Source organism: Pyxidicoccus sp. MSG2 (assembly GCF_026626705.1).
In the GTDB taxonomy this organism is placed as follows: domain Bacteria; phylum Myxococcota; class Myxococcia; order Myxococcales; family Myxococcaceae; genus Myxococcus.
In genome coordinates this window covers 9,715,903-9,742,120 of record NZ_JAPNKC010000001.1, presented here as the reverse complement: position 1 = coordinate 9,742,120, position 26,218 = coordinate 9,715,903, and the positions used below count along the sequence as shown (strand labels likewise).

At 69.9% G+C, this 26,218-nt stretch carries 25 protein-coding genes; 17 read left to right on the top strand and 8 right to left on the bottom strand.

Annotation, left to right across the window (positions count from 1 at the left end; translation table 11 throughout):
• Positions 1-2: 2 nt before the first annotated feature.
• From OV427_RS38245 to OV427_RS38235, 3 genes are read right to left on the bottom strand one after another with little or no spacing between them, the layout of a single operon-like run.
• On the bottom strand, positions 3-881 hold the full coding sequence (locus OV427_RS38245) for an ABC transporter ATP-binding protein (protein WP_267861164.1): 879 nt from the start codon (positions 879-881) through the stop codon (positions 3-5).
• A gap of 44 nt (positions 882-925) precedes the next feature.
• A complete protein-coding gene (locus OV427_RS38240) occupies positions 926-1,630 on the bottom strand; it encodes a metallophosphoesterase family protein (RefSeq protein WP_267861163.1) in 705 nt (234 codons plus the stop codon).
• On the bottom strand, positions 1,614-2,438 hold the full coding sequence (locus tag OV427_RS38235) for a nucleotidyltransferase (protein WP_267863538.1): 825 nt from the start codon (positions 2,436-2,438) through the stop codon (positions 1,614-1,616). Before OV427_RS38235 ends, OV427_RS38240 begins: the two co-directional genes overlap by 17 nt.
• 241 nt (positions 2,439-2,679) lie before the next feature.
• Here OV427_RS38235 and OV427_RS38230 point away from each other — a divergent pair, with 241 nt between their 5' ends.
• From OV427_RS38230 to OV427_RS38195, 8 genes are all read left to right on the top strand, one after another.
• On the top strand, positions 2,680-3,654 hold the full coding sequence (locus OV427_RS38230) for a hypothetical protein (RefSeq protein ID WP_267861162.1): 975 nt from the start codon (positions 2,680-2,682) through the stop codon (positions 3,652-3,654).
• A 25-nt stretch (positions 3,655-3,679) separates the two neighbouring features.
• The gene (locus OV427_RS38225; RefSeq protein ID WP_267861161.1) at positions 3,680-4,222 is read left to right on the top strand and encodes an RNA polymerase sigma factor; all 543 of its coding nucleotides are present in this window, start codon (positions 3,680-3,682) and stop codon (positions 4,220-4,222) included.
• Positions 4,219-4,998, top strand: coding sequence for an ACP synthase (locus OV427_RS38220; protein WP_267861160.1), 780 nt, complete (start codon positions 4,219-4,221; stop codon positions 4,996-4,998). The genes OV427_RS38225 and OV427_RS38220 overlap by 4 nt, the downstream gene beginning before the upstream one ends.
• Complete coding sequence (locus OV427_RS38215) at positions 4,995-6,590, top strand: caspase family protein (RefSeq protein ID WP_267861159.1); 1,596 nt, start codon at positions 4,995-4,997, stop codon at positions 6,588-6,590. The genes OV427_RS38220 and OV427_RS38215 overlap by 4 nt, the downstream gene beginning before the upstream one ends.
• Positions 6,591-6,601: 11 nt before the next feature.
• Positions 6,602-7,561 (top strand): hypothetical protein, encoded by a 960-nt coding sequence (locus OV427_RS38210; RefSeq protein WP_267861158.1) that lies wholly within the window; start codon positions 6,602-6,604, stop codon positions 7,559-7,561.
• A gap of 125 nt (positions 7,562-7,686) precedes the next feature.
• Positions 7,687-9,324, top strand: a complete 1,638-nt coding sequence (locus tag OV427_RS38205; RefSeq protein ID WP_267861157.1) for an AmpG family muropeptide MFS transporter — start codon at positions 7,687-7,689, stop codon at positions 9,322-9,324.
• Positions 9,325-9,494: 170 nt separating this feature from the next.
• Complete coding sequence (pgm, locus tag OV427_RS38200) at positions 9,495-11,132, top strand: phosphoglucomutase (alpha-D-glucose-1,6-bisphosphate-dependent) (RefSeq protein WP_267861156.1); 1,638 nt, start codon at positions 9,495-9,497, stop codon at positions 11,130-11,132.
• Positions 11,133-11,198: 66 nt separating this feature from the next.
• On the top strand, positions 11,199-11,558 hold the full coding sequence (locus tag OV427_RS38195; RefSeq protein WP_267861155.1) for a DoxX family protein: 360 nt from the start codon (positions 11,199-11,201) through the stop codon (positions 11,556-11,558).
• A 16-nt stretch (positions 11,559-11,574) separates the two neighbouring features.
• Here the strand turns inward: OV427_RS38195 and OV427_RS38190 are convergent, their stop codons facing one another.
• Positions 11,575-12,087, bottom strand: a complete 513-nt coding sequence (locus OV427_RS38190) for a hypothetical protein (RefSeq protein WP_267861154.1) — start codon at positions 12,085-12,087, stop codon at positions 11,575-11,577.
• Between the two features lie 270 nt (positions 12,088-12,357).
• Between OV427_RS38190 and rpoZ the strand changes: the two genes are divergently transcribed.
• On the top strand, positions 12,358-12,594 hold the full coding sequence (gene rpoZ / locus OV427_RS38185; protein ID WP_163998517.1) for a DNA-directed RNA polymerase subunit omega: 237 nt from the start codon (positions 12,358-12,360) through the stop codon (positions 12,592-12,594).
• A gap of 12 nt (positions 12,595-12,606) precedes the next feature.
• Here the strand turns inward: rpoZ and OV427_RS38180 are convergent, their stop codons facing one another.
• The 3 genes from OV427_RS38180 to OV427_RS38170 are packed head-to-tail and all read right to left on the bottom strand — an operon-like array spanning position 12,607 to position 14,371.
• Complete coding sequence (locus tag OV427_RS38180; RefSeq protein WP_267861153.1) at positions 12,607-13,089, bottom strand: NUDIX hydrolase; 483 nt, start codon at positions 13,087-13,089, stop codon at positions 12,607-12,609.
• Between the two features lie 36 nt (positions 13,090-13,125).
• Complete coding sequence (locus OV427_RS38175; protein ID WP_267861152.1) at positions 13,126-13,767, bottom strand: hypothetical protein; 642 nt, start codon at positions 13,765-13,767, stop codon at positions 13,126-13,128.
• A gap of 16 nt (positions 13,768-13,783) precedes the next feature.
• Positions 13,784-14,371 carry a hypothetical protein gene (locus OV427_RS38170; protein WP_267861151.1) on the bottom strand — a complete coding sequence of 196 codons (588 nt, stop codon included), beginning with the start codon at positions 14,369-14,371 and terminating at the stop codon, positions 13,784-13,786.
• 411 nt (positions 14,372-14,782) lie between these two features.
• Between OV427_RS38170 and groES the strand changes: the two genes are divergently transcribed.
• The 7 genes from groES (at position 14,783) to OV427_RS38135 (ending at position 21,458) form a co-directional block, all read left to right on the top strand.
• Positions 14,783-15,073, top strand: a complete 291-nt coding sequence (groES, locus tag OV427_RS38165; RefSeq protein WP_267861150.1) for a co-chaperone GroES — start codon at positions 14,783-14,785, stop codon at positions 15,071-15,073.
• A gap of 39 nt (positions 15,074-15,112) precedes the next feature.
• The gene (gene groL, locus OV427_RS38160) at positions 15,113-16,753 is read left to right on the top strand and encodes a chaperonin GroEL (RefSeq protein ID WP_267861149.1); all 1,641 of its coding nucleotides are present in this window, start codon (positions 15,113-15,115) and stop codon (positions 16,751-16,753) included.
• A gap of 151 nt (positions 16,754-16,904) precedes the next feature.
• Positions 16,905-17,162 carry a glutaredoxin 3 gene (grxC, locus tag OV427_RS38155; RefSeq protein WP_267861148.1) on the top strand — a complete coding sequence of 86 codons (258 nt, stop codon included), beginning with the start codon at positions 16,905-16,907 and terminating at the stop codon, positions 17,160-17,162.
• A 94-nt stretch (positions 17,163-17,256) separates the two neighbouring features.
• Positions 17,257-17,658: a hypothetical protein gene (locus tag OV427_RS38150; protein ID WP_267861147.1), complete on the top strand. Its 402-nt coding sequence runs from the start codon at positions 17,257-17,259 to the stop codon at positions 17,656-17,658.
• A 74-nt stretch (positions 17,659-17,732) separates the two neighbouring features.
• On the top strand, positions 17,733-18,746 hold the full coding sequence (locus tag OV427_RS38145; RefSeq protein ID WP_267861146.1) for a hypothetical protein: 1,014 nt from the start codon (positions 17,733-17,735) through the stop codon (positions 18,744-18,746).
• Between the two features lie 84 nt (positions 18,747-18,830).
• Positions 18,831-20,213, top strand: a complete 1,383-nt coding sequence (locus OV427_RS38140; RefSeq protein ID WP_324290076.1) for a sigma 54-interacting transcriptional regulator — start codon at positions 18,831-18,833, stop codon at positions 20,211-20,213.
• Between the two features lie 39 nt (positions 20,214-20,252).
• Positions 20,253-21,458, top strand: a complete 1,206-nt coding sequence (locus tag OV427_RS38135; RefSeq protein ID WP_267861144.1) for a hypothetical protein — start codon at positions 20,253-20,255, stop codon at positions 21,456-21,458.
• A 120-nt stretch (positions 21,459-21,578) separates the two neighbouring features.
• Here OV427_RS38135 and smc read toward each other — a convergent pair whose 3' ends face one another.
• Complete coding sequence (gene smc, locus OV427_RS38130) at positions 21,579-25,181, bottom strand: chromosome segregation protein SMC (protein WP_267861143.1); 3,603 nt, start codon at positions 25,179-25,181, stop codon at positions 21,579-21,581.
• A gap of 284 nt (positions 25,182-25,465) precedes the next feature.
• Here smc and OV427_RS38125 point away from each other — a divergent pair, with 284 nt between their 5' ends.
• Entirely contained in the window at positions 25,466-26,215 is a 750-nt protein-coding gene (locus OV427_RS38125; protein WP_267861142.1) for a hypothetical protein, read from the top strand.
• The last annotated feature ends 3 nt before the right edge of the window (positions 26,216-26,218 follow it).

Here is a 26,218-nt window from a genome sequence, read left to right as displayed (position 1 = left end):
TCTCAGACCGCGCGCGGCCCGGACGACAGGGCGGAGAAGTAGACGTCTTCCAGGTCCGCGGGCACGGACTCGAACCCTGGCCCCGGCGACGCGTCCGCCAGCACGCGCAGCACCGTCTTCCCTCCGGAGAGCTGCGTGGACAGCACGGAGCGGGACGCGCGGTGGCCGGCGACCTCGTGCTTCTCCACCGTCTTGCGCCACACGCGACCGGCCAGCTCCGCGACGAGCGTCTCGGGCGCCCCCTCCCGCAGCACCCGGCCTCCGGACAGGATGGCCATCCGGGGACAGAGCTGGCGCACGTCCTCGACGATGTGCGTCGACAGCAGCACCACGACGTTCTCGCCCACTTCGCTCAGGAGGTTGTGGAATCGGTTCCGCTCTTCGGGGTCCAACCCCGCGGTGGGCTCGTCGACGATGAGCATCCGCGGGTCGCCCAGCAGGGCCTGCGCAATCCCGAAGCGCTGCCGCATGCCTCCCGAGAAGCCGCTGACGGCCTTCTTGCGGTGCTCATACAGGTTCGTCTGCTGCAGCAACGCGTCCACCTGCTCGCGGCGCGCGCGCCGGTCCGTCAGGCCCTTGAGCACGCCCAGGTGGTCCAGCAATTCGCTGGCGGACACGCCGGGGTACACACCGAAGTCCTGCGGCAGATAGCCGAGGTGTCGTCGGTGAGCGCGCGGGTCCGCGAGCACATCAGCGCCGTCGAAGGTGAGCTGCCCCGCGTCCGGCGGCTGGAGCGTGGCCAGGATGCGCATCAGGGTGGACTTCCCGGCTCCATTCGGCCCGAGGAGCCCGAACAGGCCCCGCTGAATCGTCAGGTCGATGCCTTGGAGCGCGCGCACCCCATTCGGATAGGTCTTCGACACGGCGCGTATGTGCAGCATGGCCTCGCGTGTACGGGCCACCCCGCTCCCCATTGCACGCGCCCCTACACTTCCAGCAGCACGTACCGTTGGTCCGGCGTGTGCTTCGCCAGCAGGGGCATGGCCACGTTGTAGACGGGGATGCCGCTCTTGGTCTTCCCGTTGCGCGTGCCATGGTGTGCGTGTCCGTGGAAGACGGCCTCGGCGCCGTAGTGGTCAATCGGCATCGACAGCCGGCTCGTCCCGAGGAACGGGCGGATTTCGCTGTTCTCCCCGTCCAGCGTCTCCGGCACCGGGGAGTAGTGCATGATGACCACCTTCTTCGCAGTGTCGAGGTGGCTCAGCGCGGCCTCCAGCTTGAGCGACTCGTGCACCGCCTCCTGCACGAAGGCCTTCGTCTGCCCCTCGCCGAAGGCCTGCAGGGTGGCGTTGCCGAAGCCGCCGCCGAAGCCCTTCACGCCCGCCACGCCCAGCACCTTCTCGAAGATGAAGTGGTCCCCGTCGAGCAGGTGGACGCCCACCTTCGACAGCTCGCTGCAGATCTCCTTGACCTGGTTGTGCTCGTAGTCGTGGTTGCCCAGCACCGCCGCACACGGCACGCGCAGCGCGGACAGCTCCTCCGCGAGCACCTTGCCCTCCTCAAGCATCCCCCTGTCGGTGAGGTCCCCGCACAGCACGAGCAGGTCCGCCGTGGCGTTCACCTGTTTGACGAGCTGTCGGAAGCGTCCGTGTTGGTCCTCGCGGCAGTGAAGGTCACCGACTGCCGCCAACCGAATTTTCGAGCTCGGATCGCGCGCCACGCTCGTCTCCCTGCTGTCGTTCGTTCTCGTCCCAGGCCCTCCCGTCGCGGAAGCCCCAGTGGTGGATGTCGACGTGATAGTTCACCCGCGAGATGAGGTTCCCGCGGCACAGCTTGTCCTCCCAGCACCCCTCGCGGATGGTGTGGAGCGTGCGGCTCATCAGTTCCGCCATCACCCAGTCGGGGACCATGTCCCGCTCGGACGGATAGGCGAACCGGTACATCATCAGGTGGCTGAGCAGCACCTCCCAGTACCGGTCGAAGCGGCGCATCAGCCGCCCCCAGTCCATGCTCCGCCCCGCCTTCAGGATGAGGTGGTTCACGTCCGAGCCGTCATACCGCTCGCGCTCGTTCACGAAGGCCTTGGACCAGATCATCTCCTCGGCGGGCGCCACCAGACACTCGTGCCCGAAGATGGTGCACGTCTTGGCGTTGCTGAACCACTCGTCATCCACCACCGCCACGCCGTTGCCCGACGAGAAGATGAAGTCGACGAAGTAGTCGCCCTTGTAGGCCTTGTAGATCCACACCTCGTCCGCGCGCTCGGTGCGCCAGCCGTCCGCCTCCAGCACCTCGAGCGCCCGCAGCGCGTCACGCTTGCGCGGGAAGAGGTCCAAATCCTTCGTGTCCCGGTAGATGCCGGTGTAGGTCGCGTACGCGTACGCACCGCCCACCACGAAGGGCACTCCCGCATCGACCAGGAGCCCAATCGCCCGGGCGCGGGCGTTGATCTCGTCCGGAGCGCGGTCGCGCTCGGCCAGCGTGGCGTCCGTGCCCATCTCCCCGGGATGGTTGGGGTGTCTCATTTCCATGCGCGAAAGGTAGGGATGGAGGAATTCCGCCGTGCGAAGGCCGGGTGAAAATGCCTGGGGAGCGGACAACCAACCGCCAAACCGTTGATTTTTCGAAACTTTTCCCGGCCAGACAGGCGCCTTTTCTGTTTTCCGGCGGGGCTGTGTCCATTGGGGCGAACACGTTGCCGCACGGCCCGCCGGGGGCCGGCCGAAAGGAAGAAGAACCATGCTGCGCAAGAGCCTGCTGTGTGCCGCCCTGCTGGTCGCTGGCTGTGACTCCGCGAAGAACGACGAGGAGTCGTTCCGCGAGGGCCTTCCCTCCAAGGACATGGTGGAGATGAAGGCGCCGAAGAAGAACGGCCAGGGGCTGACCTCGGCGTTCTACGGACAGGGGCAGACGGCGGAGTACTACCAGCTCACCGTGGGCGCCGCGGTGACGGTGAATGGCGGCACGCTGGCGGTGCTCAACCTCATCGAGGAAATCGTCAAGCACACGCCGACCTCCATCGAGGGTGACGTGGCGGTGTGGGGTCCGCACACGGACGCGCTCAGCCCCAGCACCTGGAAGCTGACCGTCACGCGCACGGACGACGACACCTACTCGTGGGTGCTGGAGGGCAAGGCGAAGAACGCGGAGGACTCGGCCTTCGTGGCATTCCTGTCCGGCTCGCACACGGCCGCGGTGGACGCGGATGGCGAGCGCGTGAAGGGCTACGGCTCCGGCGAGTTCCTCATCGACTGGGAGAAGATGCGCACCCTGCCCAACCAGAACCAGAACGACATGGGCACCGCGGAGATCCAGTACTCGCGCACGGACGCGAAGGCAGTGGCGTCGGTGGTGGCGCAGTTCCACCAGGTCCGTGACGAGGAGGTGCAGGGCGGCCGCGTGGACGCGAACTACAGCTTCAAGCAGGCCCCCGGCGCGGGCGGCGAGCTGGACTTCGTCCTGAAGAAGAACATCGACACGGACCCCGCGCGCACGAAGCGGGAGGACCTCTCCATCAAGAGCCGCTGGGAGGCCACCGGGGCTGGCCGCTCGGACATCGAGCTGTCGGGCGGGGACCTGTTCGGCAAGGCGACGGTGAGCGAGTGCTGGGACAGCAACTTCCTCAGCGCCTACTTCGCGGTCAGCTTCAACCCGGCCGTTGGATACGGAACGGTCAGCGCCTGCGGCAACTTCACCACGCCTGTCACGCCGTGACGCAGCTCGCGGTAGGCTGCCGCGCGTGACGGGAACGAGCCAGCCGGTCCTCAAGGTGATTCAAGGTGGCCACCACCAGGACCGGCGGGCCCTCATGCGCGAGCTGTACACGAAGTACGGCGGCAGCGTGATGGGCCGCTGCCGCTACCTCCTGAAGGACGCGACGAAGGCAGAGGACGCGATGCACGACGTGTTCGCTCGCGCCCTCACCCACGGCGACGACTTCCGTTCGGAGGCGTCGCCGCTGACGTGGTTGATGAAGATTGCCACCAACCACTGCCTCAACCAGCTCCGCTCGGAGCGGGCGGGCTGGCGGCAGTGGTTCGAGCGGGACGCGGCGGCGCGCACGGAAGCGCACGGCGGCGCGGGTGAGCTGGAGACGCGAGACCTGGTGCGCCGGCTGCTGGCGAAGGTGGACGTGGAGACGCAGGCGGCGGTGGTGCACTACCACGTGGACGGGATGACGCTGGAAGAGGTGGCGGCGGTGCTGGGGCGCTCGGTCCCCACCATCCGCAAGAGGCTGGAGCGTTTCGCCGAGCTGGGTGGAGAGGAGCTGAGGGTCCGATGAGCGCGCACGAGTCGGAGTGGACATTGCGCCGCCTGAGCGCCGGGGAACTGGCCGCCGCCGAGGCCGCCCGTGCCCGCGCCCACGCGGCCGCCTGCGCGGCCTGTGGCGCCACCCTGCGGGGGCTCGAGCACGACCAGGCCCGCTTCGAGGCGGCGGTTCCCTTCGAGCACTTCGAGGCCGGCGTGGAGCGCGCGGTGCAGCGGCAGCGGCGCAGCGAGTCCTTCCGCACGCCGCCCCGCCGCTGGGTGGCGACGACGGTGGCGATGGCCGCCTCGGTGCTGGTGGTGCTGCTGGCCCGGCCCCTGCTGAGCAACAACGCGGGACACACCCCGGGACTCAATGGCATCAAGGGCGGCGCGGTGGCGGAGTTGCGCATCGGCGGTGGCTCGGGCCCGCAGCGAGAGGCCCGTACGGACGCGCCCGAGGCGTTGGACTACGGCGAGCGGGTGAGGCTGGGCTACCAGGCCCACGAGCACCGGTACGTGGCGGCGGTGTCGGTGGACGCCATCGGCGAGGTGACGCCGCTCCACCCGGAGTCGGGCGAGAGCCTTCCGGTGGAGCCCGGCGCGGACATGCACTGGCTGCCGGACAGCTGGGAGCTGACGGGCTCCGGCGCCGAGCGCGTGGTGCTGGTGCTGACGGACGCGCCCGTGTCGGTGGACGCGCTGGTGGACGCGGCGCGGCGGGCCTTCCTGGCGGCGGACGGCAACGTGGAGCACATGGCGCTGCTCGACGTGCCGGGTGAACAGACGCACTGGGTGCTGCTCAAGCCATGAGCGCCCTGCCCTCCTCTCTTCGTGCCCTGGCCCTGTCGCTGGCCCTGGTGGCCACGGCCGCGCATGCGGACGTGCTGCACCGCTTCGCGCTGGTGGCCGGCAACGACGAGGGCGGCGGCGAAACGCGCCCCCTGCAGTTCGCCCGAGACGACGCGCGGAAGATGCACGCGCTCCTGCAGCGGCTGGGCGGCGTGGCGCCCGGGGACGCGAAGCTGCTGCTCAACGAGGACTCGCGGGACTTCCTCGCCGCGCTGACGGAGCTGGAGGGACGCGCGCGCGAGGCGCGGGCCCGGGGCGAGCGTACGGCGCTGATGGTCTACTACTCGGGCCATGCGAAGGACGGCTCGCTGCGGCTGGGCGACTCGCGGCTGGCCTATGAGGATTTGAAGCGACGGCTGGCGGACGCCCCGGTGGACATCCGCATCGCCATCCTGGACTCGTGCCGCTCCGGCGCGCTGACGCGCACCAAGGGCGCGCGGCGGGCGCCCGCCTTCGAAATCGAGTCCGGCGCGGCGAGGGATGCGCGCGGCCTGGTCATCCTCACCTCCAGCTCGGCGGACGAGGACTCGCAGGAGTCGGACGCGCTGCGCGGCAGCTACTTCTCGCACCACCTGGCCAGTGGCCTCCTGGGCGACGCGGACCGCAGCGGCGACGGACGGGTGACGCTGTTCGAGGCGTACTCGCATGCGTACGCGCGCACGGTGGCGGACACGGCGGCCAGCACCGCGGGCCCGCAGCACCCCACCTTCAGCTACGACCTGGCCGGCAACGGGGACCTGGTGCTGACGGACCTGCGCGCCAGCGGCGAGGGGCTGCTGGTGCCGGGCGGCGCGCCCGCGGGCACGTACTACTTCGTGGACCCGGGCGGCATGGTGGTGGCGGAGCTGGACAAGACAGCGGACGTGGAGCGCCGCGTGGCGCTGGCGCCGGGCACGTACCGCGTGAAGCGCCGCCTTCCGGACCGCCTGCGCATCGGCGAGGTGGAGGTGCCGCGCGGGCGGGCGGCGGTGCTGGAGGAGACGCGGCTGCGCGACGCGCCCTTCTCCGACGACCCGGTGAAGGGCGCGGCGCGGGACGGCGGCGCGTGGTGGACGGTGGGATTCTCCGGCGGGGTGCAGTCCTTCCTGGACGCGCCCACGCGCGACACGCTGTTCCTCTCCGTGGGCCTGCTGGGCGCGGAGGCGCAACTGCACGACTACTTCCGGCGCGACTGGGTGTGGGGTGTGGACGTGGCGGTGGGCGGCAAGCAGGCGGTGCTGGCGCTGCCCACGCTGGCGGGGCCGGCCTACCGCTACTCGGTGACGAGCCTGGGCACCACGCTCACCGCCGAGTGGCCCCACGCGAGCGTGACGCCCTTCGTGGGCGGGCGGCTGGCGTACCTCATGCTGCGGCGCGACTTCGAGGACGAGGCCTTCCCGGACCAGAAGTTCGCCATGTTCTCCCCGGGCGTGGTGGGTGGGGTGCGCTGGAAGCCGCTGCCGCGCCTGTACGTCACCGGCCAGGCCCGACTCCACTACCTGCAATACACCGTCGATGAGCAGCGCTCGCTGGGCTACTGGGAGCTGGGCGCGCTCCTCACCTACCAGCCATGAAGGAGCACGCGATGCGACACCTGGCGATGGCCTGTCTGTGCCTGGCGGCGGCCGCGTGCGGCGGCGACTTCTCCAACGACGACCTCGAGTTCCTCAACGCGCTGCCCAAGCGTGAGGACCTGGCCGCGAAGCTGCCCGCGAGCAGCCAGGGGCGCTCGGGCGGCGGCCTGACGACGCACAAGGACGGACTGGTGGCGAACCTGGGCGAGGTGTCCCAGCTCGCCTCGGACACGGACGACACGGGGCGCGACTTCAACACCGCGGTGGACGGACTCCTGACGCTGCTGGAGAACATCCGCGCCACGTCACCCACCACGCGCGAGCCGGACCGCCGGGTGTGGGGCCCGTTCAAGGACAGGGACCACCCGGGCTTCGACGTGCGCTTCGTGATGGAGCGTGCGGAGCTGCGCTTCGACTATCGGCTGGAGTACCGCCGCACCGGCGCCGGTGACACCGCGTGGTGGGCCTTCCTGACGGGCGCCTTCCAGGCGGACGCGGGCATCCGCAAGGGCGTGGGCACGCTGTCCCTGGACGTGAAGCGGGCCGCGCAGGAGGACTTCGCGGCGGGAGGGCTCGTCACGCTGGACCGGCTGGACATCGACTATCAGACGAAGGCCCTGCCCACCCGGGTGGAGATGAAGTTCACCCCTCGGGGCGGCCTGACGGAGGCCGTGCGCTACACCTACCGCGAGGCGGAGGGGGGCCTGGGGGAGATGAAGTTCCGGCTCCCCTCCACGGACCTCGTCGTCGGGGGCAAGCTGGAGGACGTGGAGCTGACCACGCGCTGGGCGCCGGACGGCCGGGGCATGGGCGTGCTGCTGGTGCTCGCCGGGGACATCCAGGGCGCGAAGTACACCGAGTGCTGGAACGCCCTGGGCCGCGTCACCTTCATCGCGCGCAGCTGGGACTTCTTCAATCCGACGGATGGTGAGCGCACGACGTGCCCGGACTTCACCGCGCTGGACGAGTAGCCGAGCGCGCCCGGCCGACCGCTCCCCCGCTCCGGCGACCGGGCATGTTGGAAGGCTGGCAGCCCGTCAGCCGAGGGTGAACACGAAACCCTTCGCGCCAGAGGCGACTCGGTATAGTGCGCGCCATGAGTGATGGGCAGAAGACAGAGCAGCGCGCACAGCGTCCGGGGACACTGAAGAGCCTGGCCCTGGCGATGGCGTCCTGGCGGACGGCCGCGGTGACGCTGCTCTCGTTCTCCTCGGGTCTGCCCCTGGGCCTCGTCTGGATTGCGATTCCCGACTGGCTGCGCAGCGCCGGCGTGGACATCCGCGTGGTGGGGCTCGTCACGCTCGCGCAGGCGCCCTGGTCCTTCAAGTTCCTCTGGTCGCCCCTCATGGACCGCTACGTGCCGCCCTTCTGGGGACGGCGGCGGGGCTGGATGGCGCTGGCGCAGGTGGCCCTCTTCATCACCACGCTGGCGCTGGCGGGCGTGGGCGGTCACCCAGAGGCTGCGTGGGTGGTGGGTGCGCTGGCCATGGCGGTGGCGTTCTCCGCGGCCACGCAGGACATCGCCATCGACGCGTACTCGGTGGAGGTGCTGCGCAAGGAGGAGCAGGGCGTGGCGGTGGGCGCGCGCGTGGCGCTGTACCGCGCGGCCATGTTCATCGCCGGCTCCGCGGCCATCACCCTGGCGGGACGGATTTCGTGGAGCATCGTCGTCATCGGACTGGCGCTGCTCTACGTGCCGCTGCTGTTCGTCACCCGCTTCGCCCCGGAGCCCGAGGAGCACGTCCCCCCGCCGCGCTCGCTCAAGGATGCCGTCTGGTACCCCTTCGTGGGCTTCCTGCAGCGGCACCGGGCGCTGGAAATCCTGGCGTTCGTCTTCGCGTACAAACTGGCGGACAACCTGGGCGGCTCGCTGCTGCGCCCCTTCCTGGTGGACATGGGCTACAGCGCCACCGACCGCGGCGTGGCACTGGGCACCATCGGCCTGTTCGGCACCATCGCCGGCACGCTGATTGGCGGCGCGTGGACCACGGTGCTGGGCCTGGGCCGGGCGCTGTGGCTGTTCGGCGTGGTGCAGATTGTCTCCAACATCGGCTACGTCCTCGTGGCGCGCGCCGGGGCACCCAATGAAGTGCTCATGTACTCCGCCATCGGCTTCGAGCAGGTGACGCAGGGCCTGGGCACCGGCGCCTTCTCCGTGCTGCTGCTGCGGCTCACGCAGAAGCGCTTCTCCGCCACCCAGTTCGCGCTGCTCTCCAGCCTCTTCTCCATCCCTCGCGTGGTGGCCGGGCCCATCAGTGGCTTCGCCGTCTACGCCATGGGCTGGGAGAACTTCTTCTGGCTCACCATGGTGGCGGGCATCCCCGGCCTGCTGCTGCTCTCGCGCTTCGTGCCGCTCGGCGTGAAGGACCCCAACTTCGACGTGGAGACGCAGGTCCGTCCGGCCGCCCGGGCGATGAGCCGTGGGGCCCTGACGACGACGGCCGTGCTGTCGGGCGTGGCGGGCATCGTGCTGGGTGGGCTGACGACAGCGCTGCTCGGCGCGATGCAGGCCGTGCGCACGAATCCCGCCGGGGGCTTCGACTTCGGCGCGGCCCTGTCCACGATGCTCCAGCCCGCGTCCGTCTCCGACTGGGTGACACTGGCCGGCATCGTCATCTTCGGGGTGGTGGTGGGCCTGATCACCGCGGCCACGCTCGCCGCGCGCTCCGGCGCCTTCTACATCCCCGACCAGGAAGCCCCGCCGACAGCCAGCGGTGCGGCCGAGGCGCGCTGACGGCCCGTTCCGGAGTCTGGCTTCTGCTCGCGAGTCCACACCTCCCGCGCCCCGACGGCGTGGGTGGCGTGTGACACGGCCCTGAAGGCCCCCGCCACGGTGTACCGGCGTACAGGTACCGCAACATGGGGGATCCATCCGGCGTGCGGCCTGCCTATGGTGGCGCCGCTATGGCCCACCCTCTCGCTGGCAAGCCCCCACCGGTAGAACTCCTCATCGACCCCGAGAAGCTGCGCGCCGCGTACTACGCGGAGCGCCCGGACGTGAATGTGCCGGAGCAGCGCGTCGCCTTCGGCACCTCCGGCCACCGCGGCTCCTCCGCGCGCCGCAGCTTCAACGAGGCCCACATCATCGCGGTGACGCAGGCCGTCTGCGAGTACCGCAAGCAGCAGGGCATCGACGGGCCGCTGTACCTGGGCAAGGACACGCACGCCCTCTCCGACCCGGCACAGGCCACGGCACTGGAGGTGCTCGCCGCCAACGGCGTGCAGGTGCGCTTCAGTGACCTCGCCACGCCCACGCCCGTCATCTCCCACGCCATCCTCACGTTCAACAAGGGCCGCACCAGCGGGCTCGCGGACGGCATCGTCATCACCCCGTCCCACAACCCGCCCGAGGACGGCGGCATCAAATACAACCCGCCCAACGGCGGCCCCGCGGACACGAATGTCACCGCCGGCGTCGAGCGCCGCGCCAATGAATTGCTGGCCGCCGGCAACGCGGGCGTGCAGCGCACCCCGTACGAGCGGGCGCGCACCGCGCCCACGGTGAAGCCGCACGACTTCATCACCCCGTACGTGGAGGACCTGGGCAGCGTCGTGGACATGGAGGCCCTGCGCGGCGCGAAGCTGCACATTGGCGCGGACCCGCTTGGCGGCTCCAACGTGGCCTACTGGGAGCCCATCGCCACGCGGTACGGGCTGAACCTGCACGTGGTCAACCCCACGGTGGACCCGACGTTCCGCTTCATGCCGCTGGACCATGACGGGAAGATCCGCATGGACTGCTCGTCGCCGTACGCCATGGCGAACCTGGTGCGGCTGAAGGACCAGTACGACATCGCCTTCGGCAACGACGCGGACTCGGACCGGCACGGCATCGTCACGCGCAGCATGGGGTTGATGAACCCCAACCATTACCTCGCGGTGGCCATCGCCTACCTCTTCCAGAGACGGCCCGAATGGAAGCCCGGCATCGCGGTGGGCAAGACGCTGGTGAGCAGCGCCCTCATCGACCGCGTGGCAAAGGAGCGGGGCCTCCGCGTCGTCGAGGTGCCGGTGGGCTTCAAGTGGTTCGTGGACGGGCTGTTGGACGGCTCGCTCGGCTTCGGCGGCGAGGAGAGCGCCGGTGCGTCCTTCCTCCGCCGCGACGGCAGCGTGTGGACCACGGACAAGGACGGCATCATCATGGACCTGCTGGCCGTGGAGATTCTCGCGTGCACCGGCAAGGACCCGGGCGAGCACTACCTGGCCCAGGCCGCCAGGTTCGGCGCACCGCACTACACGCGCATCGACCAGCCGGCCACGCCCGCGCAGAAGGCGGCGCTCAAGAAGCTGTCGCCGGAGTCGGTGAAGGCGGACACGCTCGCGGGCGAGCCCATCCTCCAGCGCCTCACGCGCGCGCCCGGCAACAACGCGGACATCGGCGGGCTGAAGGTGGTGACGGAGAACGGCTGGTTCGCCGCCCGGCCCTCCGGCACCGAGGACGTGTACAAGATCTACGCGGAGAGCTTCCGCGGCGACGCCCACCTCCAGTCCATCGTCCAGGAGGCGAGGACCATCGTCGACGCGGCCTTCGCCGGGAAGTAGCGAAGGCAATGCTGGACCCGGGCTCCTCCGCGCGCTTGCATGGCGCCGGAGGAGTCCCCGCCCCGCATGGAAACCGTGAAGCTCGTCCTGATGTACCTGCTCGCCCTGTTCATGGTGGCCGCGGGGGTGAACCACTTCCGCAACCCTCGCTTCTACCTGCGCATGATGCCGCCGTACCTCCCGTGGCACGGGCCGCTCGTGTTCCTGAGTGGCGTGGCGGAGGTGCTGCTGGGCGTGGGGCTCGCGGTGCCGCAGACGCGCCAGCTCGCCGCGTGGGGGCTCGTCGCGCTCTTCGTGGCCGTCTTCCCCGCCAACCTCTACATGACGATGAACCCGGAGCGGTTCAAGAAGATCTCCCGCGCGCTGCTCTGGCTGCGGCTGCCGTTGCAGGGCGTCCTCATCCTCTGGGCGTGGTGGTACACCTGAGGCGACGGGCCCGCGCTCAGCCGCGGGCCAGCATCACCGTGCGGGCAATCAGGTCGACCGTCGCCAGGATGACGGCGCGCTTGGGCTGGATGCGCTGCTCCTCGAACTTGAGCCGGAAGGCCAGCGTGCCGGGCCGCTGCCCGTCCTGGAAGTCCAGTTGGAACAGGAGCCGCCCGGGGAACTGCGCCACGCGGGTGGCGTTGGCCAGGTTCACGTAGCGCCCCGGCAGGAGCTGGGCGTCGTCCGGGCTGATGGAGCACAGCTGCGGGGCCGCGCCCGGGTTGAAGGTCACCCTCGAGCCCAGCCGCAGGTCGATCAGCGCGGTCCGCGTGCCCTGCACCGTGAGGATCTTGCTGCTGACGAGGTCGGGCTCGGCCGACAGCGCGCTGCCCGTGCGGCAGGTGATCTTCGCCTCCTCCAGGTCGTCGTCGAACGGCGCGAAGCTCCGCTGCTCCGCCCGTGACTCGTCGCGCATGTCCATGTCCCCGCCCGACTCCCTGCCCGCGTATTCGTCGTGATGGCTGCTCATCGTCGTGTCCCTTTTCGTGTCACCGCCCGCGACATGCGGAGCGTGTCTGTGTTTCAAAAGGGACTACGCGGTGTGCGCGGAGGTGGATGGGCGGGCAGGGGTCGGAGCCCGTGTCCGCCCCAACCCGGGTTATCCCCGGAAGCGCCCACCCGGGGTGGGGGCGCCTGTCCGCCCGGCGGCCCTGCCCGTGCGTCCTTCCTTGACTCGACGGGAGGTGCTCTTTAGGTTTCGACGCTTCCTGTAGCTCCACCGAAATCCGAAGGACGTTCCATGGCTCGCGTAACAGTCGAAGACTGCCTCCCCCTCGTCGACAACCGGTTCGCGCTGGTGCTGCTCGCGGCGAAGCGCGCGCGTCAGCTGATGGCGGGTGCGCGTCCCATCATCGAGACGTCCAAGAACAAGCCCCCCGTGCTGTCCCTGCGCGAGGTGGCCACCGGCCGCGTGAAGTTCGACCGGGACGTGCGCGAGGCGCTGTCCGGCAAGTACACCCCCGCCGAGAAGCCCTGAGCCTCCCGACGCTCAGCCGCCCTCGGGCTCCGGTATCCTGACCGGAGCGGGGGCGGCCTCCGGGAGCAGGCCCTGTGAGCGCAGCCACCGCACCGCGCGCGACGCCACGGCCTTCTCTCCCTTGTAGCCGAGCAGCGGCACCAGCTGCGTCACCGGCACCCAGCGCACCTCGTCCACCTCCACGCGCGGCCCCGGCAGCGGCCCCAGCGCGCCCGCCTGGTAGCGGAAGAGGAAGAAGTGGACGCGCTTGAAGATGCGCTGCCCCCGGAACTGGTAGACGTAGCGGATCTCCCCCAGCGGCGCGATGAGCGTCACGGTGAGCCCCGTCTCCTCGTGCACCTCACGGGTCGCCGTCTGCTCCGGGCTCTCCCCCGGGTCCACGTGCCCCTTGGGCAGCGCCCACAACGGGCGCCCGTGGGGACGAATGACGGCCACCTCCCAGGTGCCGGCACTCTCCCGGATGACGACCCCTCCTGCGGACGCCTCGCGTGGCATACCCACCCACCCTATCCGAAGCGGGCGGGCGGGTGCTCATCCACCGTGCGCGAAATGACGCAGCTTCGCCTCCGCCCCCAGCCGGTAGGCGTAGCGCAGGTCCCCCAGGAGCCGATCCAACCGCCGCCCGGTGACGTGCCCCATCAGCCGGGAGCAGAAGCGGCGCGACAGCCGGTTCGCCTCCTCGTAGCGCCACCGCTCCTGGGGTGACAGGCGCTCGCGGTAGGAGACCCGCTGGAACAGGCGCCCGAGCAGCTCCTGCGCCCAGGCGCCCACGCCCTCGCCCCAGCGGTGCAGGAGGCACACGGCGAACTTGTCCACCTCGGCCTGGGCCTCCAGCTCCAGCAGCGACACCGTCCGCCCGTGCGCCGCGGTGTGCGCCACGTAGAGGAAGTGGCTGACGCCCTCGGCCACCTGGCAGTAGCCGTCCAGGTCTCCGTCGAGCAGGTACCCCAGCGGGCCGGACGCGTAGGGCTTCAGCCTGTCCAGCAGCGCGGGGGACAGGTACAGCGCCAGCTCCAGGTCGTCCCCGTCCTCGTGGACCAGCAGCTCCTCCTCGGAGCGCCCGGTGCCGCCCAGCTGCACCGCGGCCTCGGTGTCCACGACGAAGACTTCCGCCCGCGCCTCGCACGTGAAGCCGTAGATGGCCTCCAGGTGGTCCTGCACCCGTCCAATCATCGCCGCCACCCGCCCGCTAGTTGGGAAGCCCCTTGGGCGGAGGCACCATGCCCGCGTCCACCAGCACCCGCTCCAGCCTGTCACTGCCGGAGCGCGCCCAGGACTCGTAGACCTTGAGCGCGCCGCTGGGGCCCGCCTTCACCATGCCGCGCGCGGCAATCTCCTCCAGCACCTCCACCAGCGTGCGGAACTGGTCGCACAGCTCGCGGTACACCTGCGCCGCCGGGGACAGCTCCGCCACCTGCCCGTACGCCGTGCCGCCCATCTGGATGTAGTAGTCCGGGCCCACCACGCCGGACTGGAGCGCGCCGGAGAAGAAGCCCGCCGTGTACAGCGAGACGTCCCCCAGCCGCCGCAGCGTGCGGATGCGCTCGTTGCGCTCCTGTTGCAGCGCCTGGTGGTAGAGCAGCGCCAGCGGCTCGTGGTCCTTCCGGCCGTCCTCCTCGCGGGTGAACAGCTTGTCGGTGACCGCGAACTCCGAGAGCAGATTGACCAGGTAGAACTCCGTCACCTCGGTAATCCGTACCCGCTGCCGGCCCATCACCTCGTCCAGGAGCGACTTGAAGAACTCCTTCAGCGACAGGGACGCCACCAGTTCACTCATCGACACCTCCGTCAGTCCCAGGGGCGATTCCAGCTCCCGGGGGACACGGGAAAGGTACCAATGACGCCCGGGTACGGCAAAGGTGACTCCCAGTGATTCCGGGCACTTGCATTGGCACTCTCCCCTCCCGAGTGCCAATCCGGGCCTGCCCGTCGCGCGGCCGGGCACCGTCCCGGCACGGCGGCCGGGAATACGAAAAACATAGGAATGCCGCGCAGTTGGCAGCCCATGCGACGCCGGTCCGGCATCGCTTGACGGGTCGACTTCCCTGGTTATTATCCGCCGCGCCTAGGCGTTAGCACTCGTGAGGTGCGAGTGCTAAATGCCGCGGGTCGTCACGACCCAATTACCCCCAAGAGGCGTCCCGGCCACAGTCATCCCAGGACCGGGCGCTACGTAAAGGAGCAGGCCATGAAGATTCGTCCCCTGCAGGATCGGCTCATCGTGAAGCGCGTCGCCGAGGAGTCCAAGACCAAGGGCGGGCTCTTCATCCCCGACACGGCGAAGGAGAAGCCCCTCGAGGGCAAGGTCATCGCCGTGGGCAACGGCAAGGTGCTCGAGGACGGCAAGGTCCGGCCCATGGACATCAAGGCCGGTGACACCATCCTGTTCAGCAAGTACGCCGGGACCGAGATCAAGCTCGACGGCGAGGAGCACCTGATCCTCCGCGAGGAGGATGTGCTCGGCGTCCTCGAGAAGTAGTCGTCCCTTCCCACCCCTTTCCTTCAAGGAACCATCCAAATGGCGAAGGACATTCTGTTCGACGTGCGCGCCCGCGAGGCCATCCTCCGTGGCGTCAACATCCTGGCCGACGCGGTCAAGGTCACCCTCGGCCCCAAGGGCCGCAACGTCGTCATCGAGAAGAGCTTTGGCTCGCCCACCATCACCAAGGACGGTGTGACGGTCGCCAAGGAAATCGAGCTGGAGAACAAGTTCGAGAACATGGGCGCGCAGATGGTCAAGGAGGTCGCCTCCAAGACGTCTGACGTCGCCGGTGACGGCACCACCACGGCCACCGTGCTGGCGCAGGCCATCTTCCGCGAGGGCGCGAAGCTGGTCGCCGCGGGCCACAACCCGATGGAGATCAAGCGCGGCATCGACAAGGCCGTGGCCATCATCGTCGGCGAGCTGAAGAAGCTGGCGAAGCCCACCAAGGGTCAGAAGGAAGTGGCCCAGGTCGGCACCATCTCCGCCAACGGCGATGCCACCATCGGCCAGATCATCGCGGACGCGATGGAGAAGGTCGGCAAGGAGGGCGTCATCACGGTGGAGGAGGCCAAGGGCCTGGAGACCACCCTGGACGTGGTCGAGGGCATGCAGTTCGACCGCGGCTACCTCTCCCCGTACTTCGTGACGGACCCGGAGCGCATGGAGGCCGTGCTGAACGACGTCCTCATCCTCATCCACGAGAAGAAGATCTCGTCGATGAAGGACCTGCTGCCCATCCTGGAGCAGGTGGCTCGCGCCGGGAAGCCGCTGCTCATCATCGCCGAGGAGGTCGAGGGCGAGGCCCTGGCCACCCTGGTGGTGAACAAGATCCGCGGCGTGCTGAACGTGTGCGCGGTGAAGGCTCCGGGCTTCGGTGACCGCCGCAAGGCCATGCTCGAGGACATCGCCACCCTGACGGGCGGCAAGATGATCGCCGAGGACCTGGGCATCAAGCTGGACACGCTGACGCTCCAGGACCTGGGCCGCGCCAAGCGCATCACGGTGGACAAGGACAACACCACCATCGTCGACGGTGCCGGCAGCCAGCAGGAGATCGAGGCGCGCGTGAAGCAGATCCGCGCCACCATCGAGAACACCACGAGCGACTACGACCGCGAGAAGCTGCAGGAGCGGCTGGCGAAGCTGGTGGGCGGCGTGGCCGTCATCAACGTCGGTGCGGCCACCGAGACGGAGATGAAGGAGAAGAAGGCCCGCGTGGAGGACGCGCTCAATGCGACTCGCGCGGCCGTCGAGGAGGGCGTGGTGCCCGGCGGCGGCGTGGCCTTCATCCGGTGCCTCAAGGCGCTGGACGGCCATGAGTTCACCGTCGGCGAGAAGTTCGGCGTGGACATCATCCGCCGCTCGGTCGAGGAGCCCCTGCGCCAGATTGTCGGCAACGGCGGCCTCGAGGGCAGCGTGGTGGTGAACAAGGTCAAGGAGGGCTCGGGTGCGTTCGGCTTCAACGCCGCCACCGGCGCCTACGAGGACCTGCTGGCCGCGGGCGTCATCGACCCGGCCAAGGTGAGCCGCAGCGCGCTGCAGAACGCGGCGTCCGTGGCCTCCCTCATGCTCACCACCGAGGCCATGGTGGCGGAGCGCCCGAAGGAGGAGAAGGAGGCCCCGGCCGGCGGTGGCATGGGCGGCATGGGCGGTATGGGCGGCATGGGCATGTAGTCGCCCCCCACCCCGGCTCCCATGCCGGGGTGACGTCCTGACAGCGGCCTCCGGTTCCCTCGCGGGAGTCGGGGGCCGTTGTGTTTTGGCGGGCAAGGTGGCGGCGGGGGCGCGCGGCCCTTAGTTTGGTGGGAAGAAGGAGGAGCTGCCCGTGAAGCCCGTGAAGATCTACACGACGACCTACTGTGGGTACTGCGTCCGCGCGAAGGACCTGCTCAAGCGCAAGGGTGTCGACTACGAAGAGGTGGACGTCACCGGAAACGACTCCATGCGCTCGCAGCTGGTGGAGATGAGCGGCGGCCAGCGCACCGTGCCGCAGATCTTCATCGGCGACACGCACGTGGGGGGCTACTCGGACCTGTCCCGGCTGGACACCGAGGGCAAGCTGGACCCGATGCTCCAGGCCTGAGCCAACCAGGCAGGCGGGCGCCCCGCTCCGGCTGCCCGGGGCGCCATGCATACCTTCCCTCCCGTGGCACACCCACCTTTCGCGGGAGGCGACAATGGCAGGCGAAGAAGCGCAGACGGGCACCCGTGACGAGCACTACAACCTCGTCAGCGCCCTGTACCACCTCCTCAAGGGCGCCTCGACGGCCGGGCAGTACATCGCCGACGCCGAGGAGTCCGGAGACCAGGAGCTCGCCCAGTTCTTCAGGGACTTGCAGGACGAGCAGCGCAACCTCGCCGAGCGCGCGAAGAATCTCCTCGGAGGCCGGATGCTCGGCGGTGAGAAGGCCGGCACCGGCCGGAAGTCCAGGGCAGGCGCCTCCAAGAGCGTCCCCACCCGAGCGCTGAAGACGCAGAGCAACGCGAGCGTCAATTCCGGCGGCAACGCGAAGGACGACATCGTGGACGAGGAGTCCAAGGAGTCCTTCCCCGCCAGCGACGCGCCCGCGCGCTACTGAGCCCCGAGCCCGGAAGCCCCGGGGCCGCACAGGTTTCTGGATTCCGCGGGGCCGTTCGTCTTGGATGACGGGTCGTGAAGCACACCGGCCCGTCACTCCTCGCGCGCGGCGTCCTGCTGCTGGTGGTCCTCGGAGGCGCCCTGGCCTGCCGGGGCCCCGCCGTCCAGGTGCAGCGCACCGTGCCCGAGGACCTCCGGGCGTCCGCGGTGGTGGTCTACCCCTTCGGCTTCCGCTGGGAGGCACCCGCGTACCGCGCGGTGGAGCTGTCCCAGCGCCTGGTGGACGTGGCACTGGCCGAGGCCGGCGAGCAGGCCCTCTTCTTCGGCCCCACGGAGGTGCGGGTGTACCGGCCCGAGGCGGACGACGCGTGGACGGCCAGCGACGCGGTGGCGGTGCTGGCCCCCTACGGCGTGCGTCCGGAGGCCGCGCTGGTGCTTCGCCCCCGGGCCGAGCGCCGCATCCAGGCCGGCCAACGTGAAATGGTGGACAGTCGTGGCCACATGGTGGGCCGGAGCGCCCAGGAAGCCGTGGTGTATCTGGGCACGGTGGAGGTGCTCCACCCCGCCAGCCGGCAGGTCGTGCTGGAGGTGTCCGGCGAGGCCCCGGCGGACCCCTTCGCCGAAGTCACGGACGACGGCGCGGACCCCACTCCGGAGCTGACGGTGCTGATGGAAATGCTCACCCGCGAGGCCCTGAAGTCCCTCTCAGGCACGCTGAAGCCGCCGCGCGTCCCCGCCCCGCCCCTGGCCACGTCCGTGGCCTGGCTGCCCTGGGAGACGCTCTCCCTGGAGTCGGAGCTGGCCGGGAAGGACCTGCTCGACGCGGAGGTGCTCCGCCGGCAGCGCCTGCGCTTCGCCAACCCGGGCCTGGAGCCCGCCGTGCTGGACGCGCTGGCACGGCAGCCCGGGGGCCTCTTCGTGCGCGACGCCCCACCCGGCTCGAAGCTGGCGGCGGGAGACCAGGTGCTGTCCCTGGACGACCGCTCCGTCCCACCGCAGGCCCTCGCCCGGGCGCGGCTGTCCCCCATCCCGGTGGAGGCTCGCGTGAGGCAACCCTCCGGAAAGATTGTTTCACTCTCGCTGCCCTGATGCGCTCAGACGTGACTCAGTGGGGGAAGAGGTGCGAGTCGTGCTTGCCCCCCTGGTCCCCTCGCACCTAAAGAGGACCCCATGATGGAACCCAGGCCCGAGACCACCCAGACCGCCCAGACGGACCAGGAAGGCCGCACCACCCGCATCCCCATCCACGAGTGGACCGTGGAGGTGGTGGGTGGGCCGGACAAAGGCAAGAAGGTGACCACCCAGGACGGGCTGGTGCGCGTGGGCTCGGACCCCGCCAGCGACCTGGTGCTCACGGACGCGACGGTGAGCCGCCGCCACCTGGAGGTCGAGCGCACCTCGCGCGGGCTGCTGCTGCGCGACGCCGGCAGCCGCAACGGAACCTTCCTCGACGGACGGCAGGTGGTGCAGGCCTACCTGGCCAGCGGGGACAAGCTGGAGCTGGGCAAGACGAAGCTCGCCGTGAAGGTGGCCCCGCGCCCCACCGAGGTGGAGGTGGCGGGCGCCGAGTCCTTCGGCGCGCTGGTGGGCGCCTCGGAGAAGATGCGCTGGGTCTTCACGGAGCTGCGCCGCGTGGCCCGCGAGGACATGAGCCTGCTCATCGAAGGTGAGACGGGCACCGGCAAGGAGCTGGCGGCGCGCGCCGTACACCAGCACTCCGCGCGGCGGCACGGCCCCTTCAAGGTCGTGGACTGCAACCTCATCTCCGAGGAGAAGGCCGAGCGCGAGCTGTTCGGCGGCCTGCGCGCCGGCGAGGGCGAGGACCGCGAGGCGCGCGGCGTCTTCGAGGCGGCCCGGGGTGGCACCCTCTTCCTGGACGAGGTGGGCGAGCTGCCCCTCCAGGTGCAGGGCAAGCTCTTGCGCGTGCTGGAGACGCGCGAGGTGCCCTCGCTGGACGGGCAGCCGGTGGCGGTGGACGTGCGCGTCATCGCCTCCACGCACCGCAACCTGGAGGAGGACGTGCGCCAGGGCCGCTTCCGCGCGGACCTCTACTTCCGGCTGGCCGTGGCGCGCGTGCGCCTGCCGCCCCTGCGCACCCGCCGGGAGGATTTGCCCGTGCTGGCCCAGGCCCTGTCGCAGACGCTGCGCGCCAGCGTGACGCTCACCCCGCAGACGCTGGCCCTCTTCGAGGGCTACGACTGGCCGGGCAACGTGCGCGAGCTGCGCAACGTGCTCGAGCGCGGCGCCCTCATGGAGGAGACGGGCAACAGCAGCTGGCTGGACTTCCTCGCCCAGCCCTCGCGCCGCGAGGAGGGCCAGGCCCCCGCCACCAACGTGTCCGCGCTCGTCACCAACATGCCGTACCACGAGGCCAAGGACCGGGTGCTCGCCGACTTCGAGCGCTTGTACTTCGCCGAGGTGATGCGCACGGTGGGCTTCGACATGAAGGCCGCCGAGCAGCGCACCGGCCTGTCGATGCAGAGCCTCTACCGCCTCTTGAAGAAGAACGGGCTTCGTCTCAAGGACCTCAAGAACGCCGAAGGCCTGGAGAAGTAGACGCCCGGACGCAGTCCCACCCCCAGGGAGAACAACCGCATGTTGCGTCGTCTTGCCGTAGCCTCCTTCGCCCTCACCGCCGCCGCCTGTGCCGGCCAGCAGAAGCCGGATGCCGCCGCGGCCGGCAAGGCCGTGCCCACCGAGGAGAAGGTCCGCATCACCAACCAGCCGCCGTTCGACCTGGTGTCCTGCTTCCCGCGCGAGCTGAAGATGCCGGAGCAGAACAGCCAGGGCGTGGTGCTGGGCGCGCTCCTGTCCGCGCGCCCGCAGGTGCAGGAGTGCCTGGTGGACCCGAAGAGCCGGGGCCCCGAGGCGGCGACCAAGGTGGAGGTGAAGTCCACCGTCACGGAGCAGGGTGCCACGCACGTCGTCACGGGGCAGAACCTCACCCCCGAGGGCACCGCCTGCATCCAGAAGGTGCTGGACACGCAGGTGCAGCCGGCGGCGCTCGCCAAGGGCGCGCAGCCGGTGGAGGCCACCCTCCCCTTCGAGCACACCGCCAGCGGCCTGAACTCCGTCAAGTTCGGCATCAACGAGGGCTCGGACTTCACCGGCGCCGTGCGCATGGCGCTGCCGAGCTGGTGTGACTGCTACGCCAGCTTCAAGGACAAGGTCCCCCCGGCGCTGACGGCCAAGGTGAAGCTGGTGAAGGCCCAGCAGACGCCCGCCCAGGTGACGTTCGAGCCGTCCGGCAGCACCGAGGGTGACCAGCTCGCCGCCTGCCTCCAGCCGAAGATTGCCGCGCTGCCGGCGAAGCTGTCCTCCGACGAGCTGAGCTTCAACTACCGCTTCGTCCACTTCAACTCGAACGCCCCCGAGGAGGCCTCGGCCACCCTGCCCCCGGAGCTGCGCTTCCTCCAGCTGGACCTGGTGCGCACGCAGCGCGCCGCGGACCAGGCCATCGCCGACGGCGCCCGCACCCCCGCGGCGCAGGCCTTCGCCGAGGTGGTGGACCGCTACCAGAAGACCAAGAACTACAAGCTCTTCGACGAGCTCGAGAGCAAGTGCAACGCCCTGGTGGCGGCGGACACCCGCGTCACCGAGGCCATCCAGGGCCGCCAGGCGACGGAGCAGGCCGCGCTCGCCATCGCCCAGGAGATGAAGGTGAAGGACGCCGAGGGCTGGACGGAGGCCGAGGCCGCCACCCAGAAGAACCTGGACGAGACGCAGAAGGAGCTCGCCGAGGCGCAGAAGATCGCCACCCAGGACAAGGGCGCCTGCCCGAAGAAGACGTACAAGAAGTAGTCAGTCCCTGACGGTGGAAACACGAAGGCGCGGGTCCCGGATGCCGGGTCCCGCGCCTTCTGTGTTTCAGGGGTACCGCGTACCGGTGGAAGGGGCCCGCGAAGGGCCCCCTCCAGGACTTCAGGCCGCCGTCACCTTGTCGTCGTTGAAGGCGCCGGCCTCGCGCATGCGGACGCTGACGAGCTTGGAGATGCCCGGCTCCTCCATGGTGACGCCGTAGAGGGTGTTGGAGACCTCCATGGTCCGCTTGTTGTGGGTGATGAGGATGAACTGCGACTGCTTGCTCATCTCCTTCACCATGTCGTTGTAGCGGCCCACGTTGCCCTCATCCAGCGGCGCGTCGACCTCGTCCAGGAGGCAGAAGGGCGTGGGCTTGATGAGGAAGATGCCGAAGATGAGCCCCACCGCGGTGAGGGCCTTCTCGCCACCGGAGAGCAGATTCACGCTCTGCAGCTTCTTGCCGGGCGGCTGGGCGACGATTTCCACACCCTGCTCCGCGTTGGGCCCCTCGCTGGTGAGCACCAGGCTGGCCCGCCCGCCGCCGAACAGGCGCGGGAAGATGGCCTGGAACTTCTCGTTCACCACGTCGAAGGTCTGCTTGAAGCGCTCGCGGCTGGCCGCGTCGATGCGCTGGATGGCCTCCTTGAGCTGCTCGATGGAGGCCAGCAGGTCCTTCTTCTGCGCGGCGAGGAAGTCGTAGCGCTTGGACAGCTCCGCGTGCTCGTCGATGGCGGTGAGGTTGATCTCCCCCATCTTCTCCACCTGGGCGCGCAAGTCCTTCAGCTCCGCCTCCGTCTCCGGGGCGAGCGCCGGCAGCAGGTGGTAGCGGTGCAGCTCCAGCGACAGGTCCACCTGGTGCCGCTCGCGGATGCCCGCCGCCAGGTGCTCCAGCTCCAGGCCAATCTCCTTCTCGCGCAGCGTAATCTGCGACAGGCCCTGCATCAGCTCGTCCACCCGGCCGCGCAGCTCGCGGAACTGGGTGTCCTGCTCACGCACCTCGGAGGACGCCAGGGTGTGGGCGGCGCGGCGGCCCTCCAGCCCCTGCGCGGCCAGCCGGTGCTCCTCGGCGCGCTGGGACAGGCCACCCTCGGTGTCCGAAATCCGGCGCTCCAGCTCCTCGGTGCGCGAGCCTCCCTCCAGCAACGTGGCCTGGAGGCGGGTGACGCGCGTCTCCATGTCCTTGCGCTGGGTGACGAGGCTCTCCAGCTCCTTGCGCGCGGACTCGCCGCGCTCACTGCCGGCGGCCACCTTGATGCGCAGGCCCGTCAGCTCGCCGTTGGCCGTCTCCGCGCGCTGGCGCAGCGACTCCTGATCCCCCGCCAGCTGCTTGACGCGCTCCTCGCGGCCCTCGCGGTCCGCCTGGCCGTGCGCCACCTCGCCGCGGCTCGTCTCCTCCTCGTGCGCCAGCGCGCCGTGGCTCTGCGCCAGCTGCGCGTCCTCGGACTCCAGGGAGCGCAGCCGCTCGCGCACCCGGGCCAGGTCCTCGCCCGCCTTGTGCAGGTCCTTCTCCTGGCTGGCGAGATTCACCTCCTCGGCGTGCTGATTCTTGGCCAGGCCCTTGAGGACACCCTCGGTGTGCCCCATCTGCTTCTGGAGCGTGTAGTGCCGGGTGAGGATTTCGTTGTAGCGCTCCTCCACCCGGGCCACCTCGGCGGCCAGCTCGGCGATTTCGCGCTTCTTCTGGAGCGCGCCCACCGCCGCGCCCTCGCGCTCACCACCGACGATGGTGCCGTCCGGACGAAACACCTCGCCGTCCTGCGTGACGAGCGTGCACGAGGGCCCGCCGGCCTCCGCGTACGCCCGCGCGGCCCCGATGTCATGGACGATGACCACGTCGCCGAGCAGCAGCTGCACCAGGGGACGCAGGGGCTCCTCGCACGTCACCTCGCGAGGGGCATGGGCCAGCACGCCCGGGCGGCTGAAGTCCGGCTCCTGCGCGGGCGGCAGCGAGTCCAGCGCGGGCACCGGCAGGAAGCTGCCCCGCCCCTCCGCGTGGCCCTTGAGGTACTCCACCAGCTCCACGCCCTTGTCGCGGCTCTCGACGATGACGTGCTGGAGGCGCTCGCCCAGCGCCGCCTCCACCGCGCGCTCGTAGCGCTGGGTGACGGAGATGACGTCGGCCACGAGGCCGAAGATGCCCTGCTCGCGGGCCACCGTGCCGGCGCGCATCATGACGGCGCGCACGCCCCGGTCGAAGCCGTCGTAGTTCTTCTGGATGTCCTCCAGGGACGACAGGCGGCTGCGCTTGTCGCTCAGCTCCTCGCGCAGGGCGATGACCTGGATTTCGTTCTCCGTGAAGTCGGCGCGGGTGCGGCTGAGGGCCTCCTCCTCCTGCCCCTTGCGCTCGGCCAGCTCCGCCGCGAGGTGACGGGTGTCCTCCACCCGCTTCGCCACGTCGCCGCGCACCCCCTCCAACTGCGACTCCTGGGCGCGCAGGGCCTCCAGCTCGCCCAGGAGCTTCGCCCGGCGGGACTCCAAGTCGGTGCGCTGGCGGGCCAGGTTGACGAGGTTGCTCTCGTGGTTGGCCAGGCGCCCGGCCACGGCCACGAGGCCGGCGCGCTCCTGCTCGAGGCGCAGCGCCACCTCCGTCTGCAGCTGGGACACGCGGCGCAGCTCCTCCTGCGCCACCTGCATGGCGACCTCGTCCTCCTTCCACGAGCCGGCGATGCCGGACAGCTCCGCCTCGCGCGCGGCCATGGCCTCGGCCATCTCCGCCTGCCGCGCCAGGAGCCCGTCCAGCTCCACCTTCGCCGCGGCCACGCGGGCGCGCGTCTCGTCCAGGTCGCGCTTCCCGTACGACAGCTCCTGCGTGTCGCGCTGCACGCTGCTCTCCATCGCGTGCACTTCGGCGGCGAGCGTCTGCAGGGCGGCGGCCTCGGCCTCCAGCTCCGCGCGGCGCTGGGTGATGGACTCCTCCAGCCCCTTCACCCGGTCCAGGCTCTCGCGCTCCTCCGAGCCCAGGTTCTCCAGGCGGGACTTGAGGACCTGCTTCTCCGCGAGCAGTTCCAGGTGGCGGTGGCTGGCGGCGTGCAGGTCGATGTCCCGCATGCGCGACTTGAGCTTCTTGTACTTCTCCGCCTTCTTCGCCTGGCGCGACAGCACGTCGAGCCGCTTCTCCAGCTCGTTGGTGATGTCCGTGACGCGCAGGAGGTTGGCGTCGGTCGCCTCCATCTTCCGCTCGGCGGCCTTGCGGCGGGCCTTGTACTTGGTGACGCCCGCGGCCTCCTCCAGCAGGTGGCGCCGGTCCTCCGGCTTGCTGGAGACGATGAGGCCCACGCGGCCCTGCTCGATGATGGAGTAGGCCTTGGTGCCCACGCCGGTACCGAGGAACAGCTCGGTGATGTCCAGCAGGCGGCACAGCGTCTTGTTGATGAGGTACTCGGAGTCGCCGTTGCGGAACAGGCGCCGCGTCACCGTGACTTCGGAGAAGCCCTGGTACTGCGGGGCGAGCTGATCCGTCTCGTCCACGAGGAAGGTGAGCGACACCTCCGCCATGGACAGGGGCGGCTTGTTCTCCGAGCCGTTGAAGATGACGTCCTCCATCCCGCGACCCCGGAGGTTCTTCGCGCTCTGCTCGCCCATCACCCAGCGGATGGCGTCCACGACGTTGGACTTTCCACAGCCGTTGGGGCCGACGATGCCCGTGACGCCTTCATCGAACGTGAAGACGCTCCGCTCCATGAAGGACTTGAAGCCGGTGATGTCCAACCGCTTGATTCGCATGCCAGCGGGCTCCTGGTGAGGCGCGGAGTACGGGGAAGAAAGTGAGCGCGAGGCCGAAAAATCGGCTCCGGAACGATCGGCAGGAGTACCAGTCGCCCTCCGGCCGATCAAGCGTGACCATGCCTCAGGTGGCCATACGTTCGGCTGCTTGCCCTTCAACAGGGCAGGCTCGGGGCACGTCCGGCCGTTCCGTGGGGTTGCAAAGTGGGGGTCCCACCCTACCTTCCAATTGCTTTTTCTGGAGGTTGCCTACGTTCCAGCCCTTTCTTGCCGTGTCGCTTCTCATGGGAGCGTCCCCTACGCCGGACGTAGCACCCCGGTCTGACACGCCGGCGGTTGCCTCTGCGCCCGCCTGCCCCAACCCGTATTTCCCGCTGGAGGACGGCCTCAAGCTGACCTACCGGGCAGGCAAGTCCTCGGAGATGGTGCTCTCCACGCAGGACGTGACGCCGGTGCCGGAGGGCCTCAAGGGCACCGTCGCGGTGAAGCTGAAGAACCGTGAGGGCCAGACGGAGGCCACCTGTACCTCCGAGGGCATCCGCACGGGCCTGGGCGGCCTGGAGGGCACCCTGCTCTCCGCGTCCGGCATGGACGTGCAGGTGGTGAGCGCCGAGGGCGTCGCCGTGCCCGCGCCCTCCACCATGGTGCTCGGGGGGACGTGGAAGAACAGCCTCTCCGTGAAGCTCCAGCCGCCCGCGAGCAAGACGGGGGGCCTGCGCCCCACCATCGCCACCACGTTCGACAAGGAGGCCACGGTGGTGGGCGAGGAGGAGGTCACCGTCGCCGCCGGGACGTTCAAGGCGCTCAAGGTGAAGAACATCACCACGGCGCGCTCCAGCCGGCCCGGCGCCCAGGGACGCTCCATGGAGAGCTTCATCTGGTTCGCCCCCGGCGTGGGCATCGTCAAGCTGGAGACGGCCGGCAACACCGACCTGGAGTTGCTCAAGGTGGAGCGCCCGGAGCCGCCCAGGGCCGCCAGCAAGGCGAAGGTGATGAAGAAGGCCGTGGCCGCGAAGAAGGACCCGAAGGGCTAGCTT

What these genes read in the sequence shown, in the direction of transcription:
- OV427_RS38245 (WP_267861164.1), bottom strand. Translation starts at nt 881, where the DNA reads ATGCTGCACATACGCGCCGTGTCGAAGACCTATCCGAATGGGGTGCGC.
- OV427_RS38235 (WP_267863538.1), bottom strand. Translation starts at nt 2,438, where the DNA reads ATGGGCACGGACGCCACGCTGGCCGAGCGCGACCGCGCTCCGGACGAG.
- OV427_RS38230 (WP_267861162.1), top strand. Translation starts at nt 2,680, where the DNA reads ATGCTGCGCAAGAGCCTGCTGTGTGCCGCCCTGCTGGTCGCTGGCTGT.
- OV427_RS38220 (WP_267861160.1), top strand. Translation starts at nt 4,219, where the DNA reads ATGAGCGCGCACGAGTCGGAGTGGACATTGCGCCGCCTGAGCGCCGGG.
- OV427_RS38215 (WP_267861159.1), top strand. Translation starts at nt 4,995, where the DNA reads ATGAGCGCCCTGCCCTCCTCTCTTCGTGCCCTGGCCCTGTCGCTGGCC.
- OV427_RS38210 (WP_267861158.1), top strand. Translation starts at nt 6,602, where the DNA reads ATGCGACACCTGGCGATGGCCTGTCTGTGCCTGGCGGCGGCCGCGTGC.
- OV427_RS38205 (WP_267861157.1), top strand. Translation starts at nt 7,687, where the DNA reads ATGAGTGATGGGCAGAAGACAGAGCAGCGCGCACAGCGTCCGGGGACA.
- pgm (WP_267861156.1), top strand. Translation starts at nt 9,495, where the DNA reads ATGGCCCACCCTCTCGCTGGCAAGCCCCCACCGGTAGAACTCCTCATC.
- OV427_RS38195 (WP_267861155.1), top strand. Translation starts at nt 11,199, where the DNA reads ATGGAAACCGTGAAGCTCGTCCTGATGTACCTGCTCGCCCTGTTCATG.
- OV427_RS38190 (WP_267861154.1), bottom strand. Translation starts at nt 12,087, where the DNA reads ATGAGCAGCCATCACGACGAATACGCGGGCAGGGAGTCGGGCGGGGAC.
- rpoZ (WP_163998517.1), top strand. Translation starts at nt 12,358, where the DNA reads ATGGCTCGCGTAACAGTCGAAGACTGCCTCCCCCTCGTCGACAACCGG.
- OV427_RS38180 (WP_267861153.1), bottom strand. Translation starts at nt 13,089, where the DNA reads ATGCCACGCGAGGCGTCCGCAGGAGGGGTCGTCATCCGGGAGAGTGCC.
- OV427_RS38175 (WP_267861152.1), bottom strand. Translation starts at nt 13,767, where the DNA reads ATGATTGGACGGGTGCAGGACCACCTGGAGGCCATCTACGGCTTCACG.
- OV427_RS38170 (WP_267861151.1), bottom strand. Translation starts at nt 14,371, where the DNA reads ATGAGTGAACTGGTGGCGTCCCTGTCGCTGAAGGAGTTCTTCAAGTCG.
- groES (WP_267861150.1), top strand. Translation starts at nt 14,783, where the DNA reads ATGAAGATTCGTCCCCTGCAGGATCGGCTCATCGTGAAGCGCGTCGCC.
- groL (WP_267861149.1), top strand. Translation starts at nt 15,113, where the DNA reads ATGGCGAAGGACATTCTGTTCGACGTGCGCGCCCGCGAGGCCATCCTC.
- OV427_RS38150 (WP_267861147.1), top strand. Translation starts at nt 17,257, where the DNA reads ATGGCAGGCGAAGAAGCGCAGACGGGCACCCGTGACGAGCACTACAAC.
- OV427_RS38140 (WP_324290076.1), top strand. Translation starts at nt 18,831, where the DNA reads ATGGAACCCAGGCCCGAGACCACCCAGACCGCCCAGACGGACCAGGAA.
- OV427_RS38135 (WP_267861144.1), top strand. Translation starts at nt 20,253, where the DNA reads ATGTTGCGTCGTCTTGCCGTAGCCTCCTTCGCCCTCACCGCCGCCGCC.
- smc (WP_267861143.1), bottom strand. Translation starts at nt 25,181, where the DNA reads ATGCGAATCAAGCGGTTGGACATCACCGGCTTCAAGTCCTTCATGGAG.
- OV427_RS38125 (WP_267861142.1), top strand. Translation starts at nt 25,466, where the DNA reads ATGGGAGCGTCCCCTACGCCGGACGTAGCACCCCGGTCTGACACGCCG.